The following is a 9,273-nucleotide window of genomic DNA, read 5'->3' on the forward strand; positions in this document are numbered from 1 at the left end:
CTGCGTGGACGCCCTGTCCGTGGCCGCCGTGCGCGGTCTGGTGCGGGCCGCGCAGAGCGAGAACCCTGACCGCTTCGCGCTCGTGGACGTGGACGGCTCGGCCGAGTCGCTCCGGGTGCTGGCGGCCGTGGTGGCCGGCGGCGAGTCCGACGTCGCGCTGCGGGCCGGCGAGGCACTGGTGCCCCGACTGGCCCGGGCCGCGGCCGACACCGCCTCCGACGTCAGCTTCGACGCCGAGGGCACGGTGCTGGTCACCGGCGGTACGAGTGGTCTGGGCGCGCTGTTCGCCCGCCACCTGGTCGCCGAGTACGGCGTGCGGCACCTGCTGCTGACCAGCCGCCGGGGTCTCGCCGCTCCGGGCGCCGCCGAACTCCGCGAGGAGCTCGGCGCATCCGGTGCGCAGGTCACCGTCGTCGCGTGTGACGTCTCCGACCGTGAGGCGCTGGCGGCGGTCCTGGCGGCGGTGCCGGCGGAGCATCCGCTGACGGGTGTGGTCCATTCGGCCGGTGTCCTGGACGACGGTGTCCTGGGCGCTCTGACGCCGGAGCGGTTCGACACCGTGCTGGCGCCGAAGGCCGACGCGGCCTGGCACCTGCACGAACTCACCCGCGGCATGGACCTGTCCGCCTTCGTGTTCTTCTCCTCCATCGCCGGCACCTTCGGCGGCGCCGGACAGGCCAACTACACGGCGGCCAACGGCTTCCTCGACACCCTCGCGGCCCAGCGCAGGGCGGCCGGCCTGCCCGCCGTCTCCATGGCCTGGGGCCTGTGGGACACCGGTTTCGGCATGGGCGGTGAGCTGGACGCCGCCTCCGTGGCCCGGCTCAAGCGCCAGGGCTTCCCGCCGCTCTCCGTCGACGAGGGCCTCGCGCTCTTCGACCGGGCGCTCGGCTCCCCGGCGGCGCACGTCGTGCTCCTCCAGCTCGACCTGGCCGCCCTGCGTGCCCAGGCCGCGTCGGGATTCGTCCTGCCGGTCCTGCGCGGCCTGGTCCGGATCCCCGTCCGCCAGGCGGCCCGCTCGGGCGGGGGCGAGTCCTCGCTCGGTGCGCGTCTCTCGGCGCTGCCGGCCGGCGAACGCGGACGACTGCTGCTGGACCTCGTACGCGGCCAGGTCGCCGAGGTGCTCGGCCACGCGTCCGCCGACGCCGTCGAGGCCGGACGCGCCTTCAACGAGCTGGGCTTCGACTCCCTCGCGGCCGTCGAACTGCGCAACCGCCTCAACGAGCTCTCCGGTCTGCGCCTCTCGCCGACCCTGGTGTTCGACTACCCGACCTCCGAAGCGGTCGCCGACCACCTGGCGGCCGAGCTGACCGGATCCGTCGAGGGCAGCGACACCGTCGCCGCCCTGGCGGTGCTGGACGACGACCCGATCGCGATCGTGTCGATGGCCTGCCGCTACCCCGGCGGAGTCGAATCGCCCGAAGACCTGTGGCACCTCGTCGCGAACGGCATCGACGGCGTGACCGAGTTCCCGACCGACCGCGGCTGGGACCCCGACGTCTACGACCCCGAACCCGGCAAGGCGAACCGGACGTACACCCGCGAAGGCGGATTCCTGCACGACGCCGCGCACTTCGACCCGGCGTTCTTCGGGATCAGCCCGAACGAGGCGCTCTACATGGATCCGCAGCAGCGTCTGCTGCTGGAGGCCTCGTGGGAGGTCTTCGAGCGGGCGGGCATCGACCCGGCGACGCTGCGGGGCAGCTCCACCGGCGTGTTCGCCGGCATGATGTACCACGACTACGCGGACAACAACAACACCGGATCGATCGCCTCCGGCCGGCTCTCCTACGTCTTCGGGCTGGAAGGCCCGGCCGTCACGGTCGACACGGCCTGCTCGTCCTCGCTGGTCGCCCTGCACTGGGCCATCCAGGCGCTGCGCACCGGTGAATGCTCGATGGCCCTCGCCGGCGGTGTGGCTGTGATGGCCACCCCGGACGTGTTCGTCGAGTTCAGCCGCCAGCGCGGCCTTGCTCCCGACGGCCGCTGCAAGTCCTTCGGGGCGGGCGCGGACGGCACCGGATGGGGCGAGGGCGTCGGCATGCTGCTCGTGGAGCGGTTGTCGGACGCGCGCCGCAACGGGCATCCGGTGCTGGCGGTGGTGCGTGGTTCGGCCGTCAACCAGGACGGTGCGAGCAACGGCCTCACCGCCCCCAACGGACCGGCCCAGCGGCGGGTGATCCGGCAGGCGCTCGCCTCGGCCGGGCTGTCGACGGCGGACGTGGACCTGGTGGAGGCGCACGGCACCGGCACCACGCTCGGTGACCCGATCGAGGCGCAGGCGCTGCTCGCCACCTACGGCCAGGAGCGGCCGGAAGGACAGCCGCTGTGGCTGGGTTCGCTGAAGTCCAACATCGGCCACACGCAGGCCGCCGCCGGTGTCGCGGGCATCATCAAGGTGATCCAGTCGATGCGGAACGGCGTGATGCCCAAGACCCTGCACCTCGACGAGCCCTCGCCGGCCGTCGACTGGCAGTCGGGTGACGTAGAGCTGCTCGCCGAGTCGCGGGAGTGGCCGGAGCTGGGGCGTCCGCGCCGGGCCGGTGTCTCCTCGTTCGGCATCAGCGGTACCAATGCGCACGTCATCATCGAGCAGGTCGCCGAGGACGGCCCGCAGGCGGACGCGGCGAAGGACGGCGGTCTCGTGCCGTGGCTGGTGTCCGCAGCTTCCGCCGAGGGCCTGGCGGCCCAGGCGGAGCGGCTGCTGGCGCACGTCGGGGAGCGCGGGGAGTTGGACCCGCTGGACGTGGCGTACTCCCTGGCGACCGGGCGTACGGTCCACGATCACCGTGCGGTGGTGGTCGGTGAGGACCGTGAGGAGCTGGTGCGGGGTCTGGCGGCTGTGGCTGCCGGCCGTGGTGCGGTTTCGGCCCGTCGTTCGACGTCTCGTACCGCCTTCTTGTTCACGGGTCAGGGTGCGCAGCGCATCGGTATGGGCCGTGAGCTGCACGCCGCGTTCCCGGTGTTCGCCGCCGCGTTCGACGCGGTCGCGGGCGAGCTGGACGGGCACCTCTCGCGTCCGTTGCGGGACGTGGTCTGGGGTGAGGATGCGGATGCTCTGAACCAGACGGAGTTCTCGCAGCCCGCTCTGTTCGCTGTTGAGGTCGCTCTGTTCCGTCTGGTGGAGGCGTGGGGGGTTCATGCGGACTTCCTGGCCGGTCACTCGGTTGGTGAGTTGGCGGCAGCTCACGTCTCGGGGGTGCTGTCGCTGGAGGACGCGGCCCGTCTGGTGGTGGCTCGTGGTCGTCTGATGCAGGCGCTGCCTGCGGGTGGCGCGATGGTCGCCGTCCAGGCGACCGAGGAGGAAGTCCTCTCGCTGCTGACCGACGGTGTGTCGATCGCTGCGGTCAACGGGCCGTCGTCCATCGTGGTTTCCGGTGAGGAGGCTGCTGCGCTGGCGATCGGTGCGCACTTCGAGGCGCAGGGTCGCAAGACGAGCCGTCTGAAGGTGTCGCACGCGTTCCACTCGCCGCTGATGGAGCCGATGCTCGACGAGTTCCGGGCGATCGCCGAGGGTCTGACCTACGGTCAGCCGGCCATCCCGGTCGTCTCGAACGTGACCGGCACCCTCGCGGGTGAGGAGCTGTCGAGTCCCGAGTACTGGGTCCGCCATGTGCGTGAGGCGGTGCGGTTCTCCGACGGTGTTCGGTTCCTTGAGGCGGAAGGCGTTTCCCGGTTCTTCGAGCTGGGTCCGGACGGTGTGCTGTCTGCGATGGCTCAGCAGTCCCTGGAAGGGGACAACGTCCTGACCGTCCCGGCGGTCCGCAAGGACCGTCCGGAGGCTGCGGCGCTGCTGACCGCCCTCGGCCAGCTTCACGTCCGCGGCACCGCCGTCGACTGGACGGCGTTCTTCGCGGGCACCGGTGCCCGCCGCGTCGACCTGCCCACCTACGCCTTCCAGCGCCAGTACTTCTGGCACCTCGGTGACGACCCCGGCACGAGCCCCGGCGCCATGGGGCTCGACTCGATCGACCACCCGCTGCTCAGCGCCGTGGTGGCGCTGCCCGACACCGACGGGTTCGTCTTCACCGGCCGGCTCGCGGCCGGTACCCACCGTTGGGTGGCCGACCACGACGTGCTGGGCAACGTGCTGCTGCCCGGAGCCGCTTTCGTGGACCTGGCGCTCGGCGTCGCCGAGCACGTCGGCTGCGACAGCGTCGAGGAACTGACGCTCCAGGCACCGCTGGTGCTCGCTGACGAGCGTGGTGTCGCGCTCCAGGTCGCCGTCGGCGGCCCGGACGAGTCCGGCGCCCGCAACATCACCATTCACTCCCGTACCGAAGGCCTGGACGAGCCGTGGGTCCAGCACGCCGAAGGACACCTGGGGACCGGCCGGCGCCCGGCGCCCTCGTACGACTTCTCCCAGTGGCCGCCCGCCGACGCCAAGGTCGTCGACGTCGACGGCGCGTACGAGACGCTCGTGGAGTACGGCTACAACTACGGCCCCCTGTTCCAGGGCATCCAGGCCGCCTGGCGGCGCGGCGACGAGCTGTTCGCCGAAGCCGCCCTGCCCGAGGAGGCGCCCGCCGCGGCCTTCGGGATCGACCCGGCCCTGCTGGACTCGGCCATGCACGTGATGCCGCTCGCCGGCCTGCGTGAGGACGACGAGGGCGGCCAGACCCTGCTGCCCTTCTCCTGGGGCGGGGTGACGCTCCAGGCGACCGGTGCCAGGGCCGTACGCGTCCGCATCGCGCCGACCGGACCGCAGACGGTGACGCTGGAACTGGCCGACCCGTCCGGTGCCCCCGTGGCCCACGTGGCGGCACTCGACCTGCGCGAGGCCGCCCCGGAGGCGTTCGGCGGCGGCGCGCGACGGGACTCGCTGCTGCGAGTCGACTGGATCGCGGCCCCGGCTTCCGCCGCGGCGGCCGGCGGGACCGTCGCCGTCCTCGGAGCACCGGAACCCGCCCTCGACGCACCGGCCTTCGCCGGGATCGCCGAGCTGGCGGCGGCGATCGCCGACGGCACCATCACGGCGCCGGACACCGTGATCGCCCGGATCGGCTCCGGGACCGCGGCCGGGGACGACGTGCTGTCGGCCGTGCGTTCCCGGACCTTCGAGGCGCTGGAGCTGCTCCAGCAGTGGCTGGCCGACGAGGTGTTCGTCTCCTCGTCCCTGGCCCTGGTGACGTCCGGAGCCGCCACCGCGCTCGATCAGGCCCCGGTCTGGGGCCTCGTACGGGCCGCGCAGGCCGAGAACCCCGGACGGTTCGTCCTCGTCGACACCGACGGGACCGAGGCGTCCGAGCGGCTGCTGTCCGCCGCGGTCACGGTCGGCGAACCCGAACTGGCGGTGCGCGGCGGACAGGTGCTGCTGCCGAGGCTGGTCCGGGTGCCCGCACCCGCGCAGACCCCGCAGGAGCCCGTCTTCGGTCCCGGGGGTACGGTGCTGGTGACCGGTGGTACGGGTGGTCTGGGTGCGCTCGTCGCCCGCCACCTGGTCGCCGAGCACGGCGTACGTCACCTGCTGCTCACCAGCCGGCGCGGCCTCGACGCCCCCGGCTCCGCCGAACTGCGCGACGAACTCGCCGCACTGGGCGCCCGGGCCACCATCGCGGCCTGCGACGTCTCCGACCGCGACAGCCTCGCCGCCCTCCTCGCCGGCATCGACCCCGAACACCCGCTCACCGCGGTCGTACACGCCGCCGGTACCGCCCACAACGGCCTCGTCTCCACGCTCACACCGGACCAGGTGGAGGTGTCGCTGCGGCCGAAGGCGGACGCCGTCTGGCACCTGCACGAGCTGACGTCCGGCCTCGACCTCGCCGCCTTCGTGGTCTTCTCCTCCTCCGGCGGCCTGGTGATGGCGGCCGGCCAGGGCGGGTACGCCGCGGCCAACGTCTTCCTGGACGCGTTCGCCGCCCACCGCCGCTCGCTGGGCCTGCCCGCCACCTCGCTCGCCTACGGCCTGTGGGACGCGGACACCGGTCTGTCCCAGTGGCTGACCGACGCCGACCGCGAGCGCATGAAGCGCCAGGGCCTGCCCGCGCTGCCCGTCGCGGACGGCCTCGCCGCCTTCGACGCGGCGCTGACCACGGAGCACGCCACGCTCGTCCCGCTGAAGGTCGACCCGCAGGGTCTGCGCGGCCGCGGTGACGGTCTGCCGGCGCTGCTGCGCGGGCTGGTGCCCGCCACCAAGCGGCGGGCAGCGGCGGGCGGCGACGATCCGGGCGCGCTGCGCAGGCAGCTCGCCCCGCTCACCGGGGCCGAGCAGGAGCAGGTCCTCGTGGAGCTCGTCCTGCGGCACGCGGCGACCGCACTCGGTTACGCGGACGCCTCGGCCGTCGACCCGGAGCGGGACTTCCTTGAGGCGGGATTCGACTCGCTGGCCGCGATGGAACTGCGCAACACCCTGGTCTCCGCGACCGGGCTTCGGCTGCCGCCCATGGTGGTCTTCGACAGCAAGAACCCGGCCGGGCTGGCCCGCCAGCTCGTCGAGGACCTGGCCGGTCACCTGGACGGCTCGGCCCCCGTGGCGGAGGCGTCCGTCCAGCCCGGTGGGCAGAACCGTCCCTCGGAGACGCTGACCGAGATGTTCCGCGGCGCGGTCCTCTCGGGCCAGGTCGTCCAGGGCTTCGACCTGCTGCGCGCGGTGGTGGCCCTGCGGCCGCGGTTCGACACGGTCGAGGACCTCGGCCGGGTGCCGGCGGGCGTGCGGCTCGCCGACGGCCCGGGCCGGATCCGCCTCATCTGCGTCAGTTCGCCGATGGCCACGGCCGGACCCCAGCAGCACGCCCGCTTCGCCGCGCCGTTCCGCGGCGTCCGCAAGGTGAGCGCACTGCCGACCCAGGGGTTCGCGGCCGGGGAGAGCCTGCCGACCTCGGTCCCCACCGTGATCGAGACCTTCGCGCGCAGCATCCTCGAGACGGCGGAGGGCGAGCCCTTCGCGCTGGTCGGCTACTCGGCCGGCGGCATCATCGCCCACGAGGTGGCGGCGTACCTGGAGCGGGAGATGGGCGTGAAGCCGGCCGGTGTCGTGCTGCTCGACACCTACCGGGTGGACACCGGCAACGGCGACTCGAACGAGCTGATGAAGCAGCTCGCGATGGCGCTGGTCGGCAAGGACTCGGAGTACGGCATGTTCGACAGCACCGTGCTGTCGGCCATGGCCTGCTACTTCGACCTCGTGCCGAAGTTCGAGCTCACCTCGGTGGAGGCGCCGGTGCTGTTCGTCGGAGCGGAGAAGCCCTTCATGCCCGACCCGAGCGGCGCGGAGCCCGAGGACGACAGCTGGGCGGCGAAGCCGTGGGAGGACCGGCACGCGCACCGGACCCTGCCGACGAACCACTTCAGCATGATCGAGCAGGACGCGCCGGTCACGGCCGGTGTCGTCGAGGAGTGGCTGACCTCGCTCGAACAGCAGCAGTAGCAGTAGCAGCAACTGCGGTGCGGCGGTCCCGCCGCAGCCGTATCCGTCAGGCCGGGCGGGCCGTCCGCAGGAGGGCGGCCCGCCCGGCACCCCGCGCCATCGAGAGGCAGCCGCATGCAGTCCGCCCGCATCGCCCCGTCCGCCAAGGGAACCGTCCCCTTCGGCCCGTACAAGACCTGGTACCGGGTGACGGGAGACCTGAACTCCGGGCTCCCCGCCCTGGTCGTCGTGCACGGCGGCCCGGGCAGCACCCACGACTACCTGCTGCGGCTCGCCGAGCTGTCCGCGCACGGCTGGCCGGTCGTCCACTACGACCAGCTGGGCAACGGCGGATCCACGCACCTGCCGGAGAAGGGTGCGGACTTCTGGACGGTCGACCTCTTCCTCGCCGAGTTGAAGAACCTGGTCGAGGCCCTGGGGATCGCGGACAACCACATGGTCTTCGGCCAGTCGTGGGGCGGACTGCTGGCCGCGAAGTACGCCGCCGCCCGCCCGGCCGGCCTCAAGGGCCTGATCATCGCCAACTCGCCCGCCTCGTACCCCCTGTGGCTGGAGGAGATGGAGGTGCTGCGCGCGCAGCTGCCCGAGGGGGTCGACGAGACCCTGCGCCGGCACGAGGCGGCCGGGACGACGAACACCGACGAGTACCACGCGGCCGCGCTGCCGTTCTACGAGCGCCACGTGTGCCGTCTCAAGCCGTGGCCGCGGGACTGGCAGGCCACGTTCTACGAGCTCTTCAACGACCCGACCGTCTACTACGCGATGAACGGCCCGAGCGAGTTCCACGTGAACGGAACCCTGAAGGACTGGGGTGTGGTGGACTGCATCGCCGACATCGACGTCCCGACGCTGGTGATCTCGGGCCGCCACGACGAGGCGACGCCGCGGACGGTGCAGCCGTTCCAGGACCTGATCCCCGACGTGCGCTGGGAGATCCTGGAGGAGTCGAGCCACGTACCGCACCTGGAGGAGCCCGAGCGGTTCGACGAGGTCATGCTCGACTACCTGAAGCGGGTCGCCGCCGCCTGAGGCGGCCGGCTCCGGGACGGACGAAGGGGGTGCCCGCCGCACGCGCGGCGGGCACCCCCTTCGGTCCGTTTCGCTACCGGCCGTTCAGCACCCGGTCGCGGATCAGCGAGATCACCTCGGACGCGTGGTCGTTGAGGTAGAAGTGGCCGCCCGCGTACCAGTGGAACGCGACGTCGGCCGCGGTGTGCTCGCGCCACCCCTCGGCCTCGTGCGCCGTGACCTCCGGGTCGGACTCGCCGTTGAGGACGACCACCGGGCAGGTGAGCTGCGGCCCCGGCTCGTAGCGGTAGGTCTCCGCCGCCTTGTAGTCGGCCCGGATCGCCGGGAGCGCCATGCGGAGCACCTCGTCGTCGGCGAGCACCGCCGCGTTCGTGCCGCCCATGCGCTTGATGGTCCCCAGCAGCCGGTCGTCGTCGGCCAGGTGCATGAACTCCTTCTCGCGGTGGCGGGAAGGGGCGCGCCGGCCCGAGGCGAACAGGGACACCAGGGGCGTCCCCTGCGCCTCCAGGCGCAGTGCGACCTCGAACGCCAGCGTGGCGCCCAGGCTGTGCCCGAACAGCGCCACCGGGCGGTCGCACCACGGGCCGAGCTCGGCGGCCACCACGTCCGCCATCCGCCGCACGTCGTCCACGCACGGCTCGAACCGCCTGTCCTGACGCCCCGGGTACTGGACGGTCGCCACGTCCAGTGCCGGCGACAGCGCCCGCGACACCGGGAAGTAGTAGCTGGCGGACCCTCCCGCGTGGGGGAAGCAGACCAGGCGGGCGGCCGCGTCGTCGGCCGGGTGGAACCGGCGCACCCACGCGCCGGTCGTGGTTGTCGCATTGGTCATGAGTGCCCCATGTCTTCGGCTTGCGTCTTTTTCGAGTTCGGGA

At 72.7% G+C, this 9,273-nt stretch carries 3 protein-coding genes (1 of these 3 only partly in view); 2 read left to right on the forward strand and 1 reads right to left on the reverse strand.

The window, feature by feature from the left end:
- Both ACFYXV_RS19410 and ACFYXV_RS19415 read left to right on the forward strand, forming a co-directional pair.
- On the forward strand, positions 1-7,369 hold the final stretch of the coding sequence (locus ACFYXV_RS19410) for an SDR family NAD(P)-dependent oxidoreductase (RefSeq protein WP_389383567.1). The gene continues 9,134 nt to the left of window position 1, outside the view; only the last 7,369 of its 16,503 coding nucleotides appear in the window; its start codon lies off the left edge, out of view; its stop codon occupies positions 7,367-7,369.
- A gap of 114 nt (positions 7,370-7,483) precedes the next feature.
- Entirely contained in the window at positions 7,484-8,398 is a 915-nt protein-coding gene (locus tag ACFYXV_RS19415) for a proline iminopeptidase-family hydrolase (protein WP_389383568.1), read from the forward strand.
- A gap of 73 nt (positions 8,399-8,471) precedes the next feature.
- Here the strand turns inward: ACFYXV_RS19415 and ACFYXV_RS19420 are convergent, their stop codons facing one another.
- On the reverse strand, positions 8,472-9,230 hold the full coding sequence (locus ACFYXV_RS19420; RefSeq protein ID WP_385476402.1) for a thioesterase II family protein: 759 nt from the start codon (positions 9,228-9,230) through the stop codon (positions 8,472-8,474).
- Positions 9,231-9,273 lie beyond the last annotated feature (43 nt).

The organism is Streptomyces sp. NPDC002181, from assembly GCF_042890485.1.
Lineage (GTDB): Bacteria > Actinomycetota > Actinomycetes > Streptomycetales > Streptomycetaceae > Streptomyces.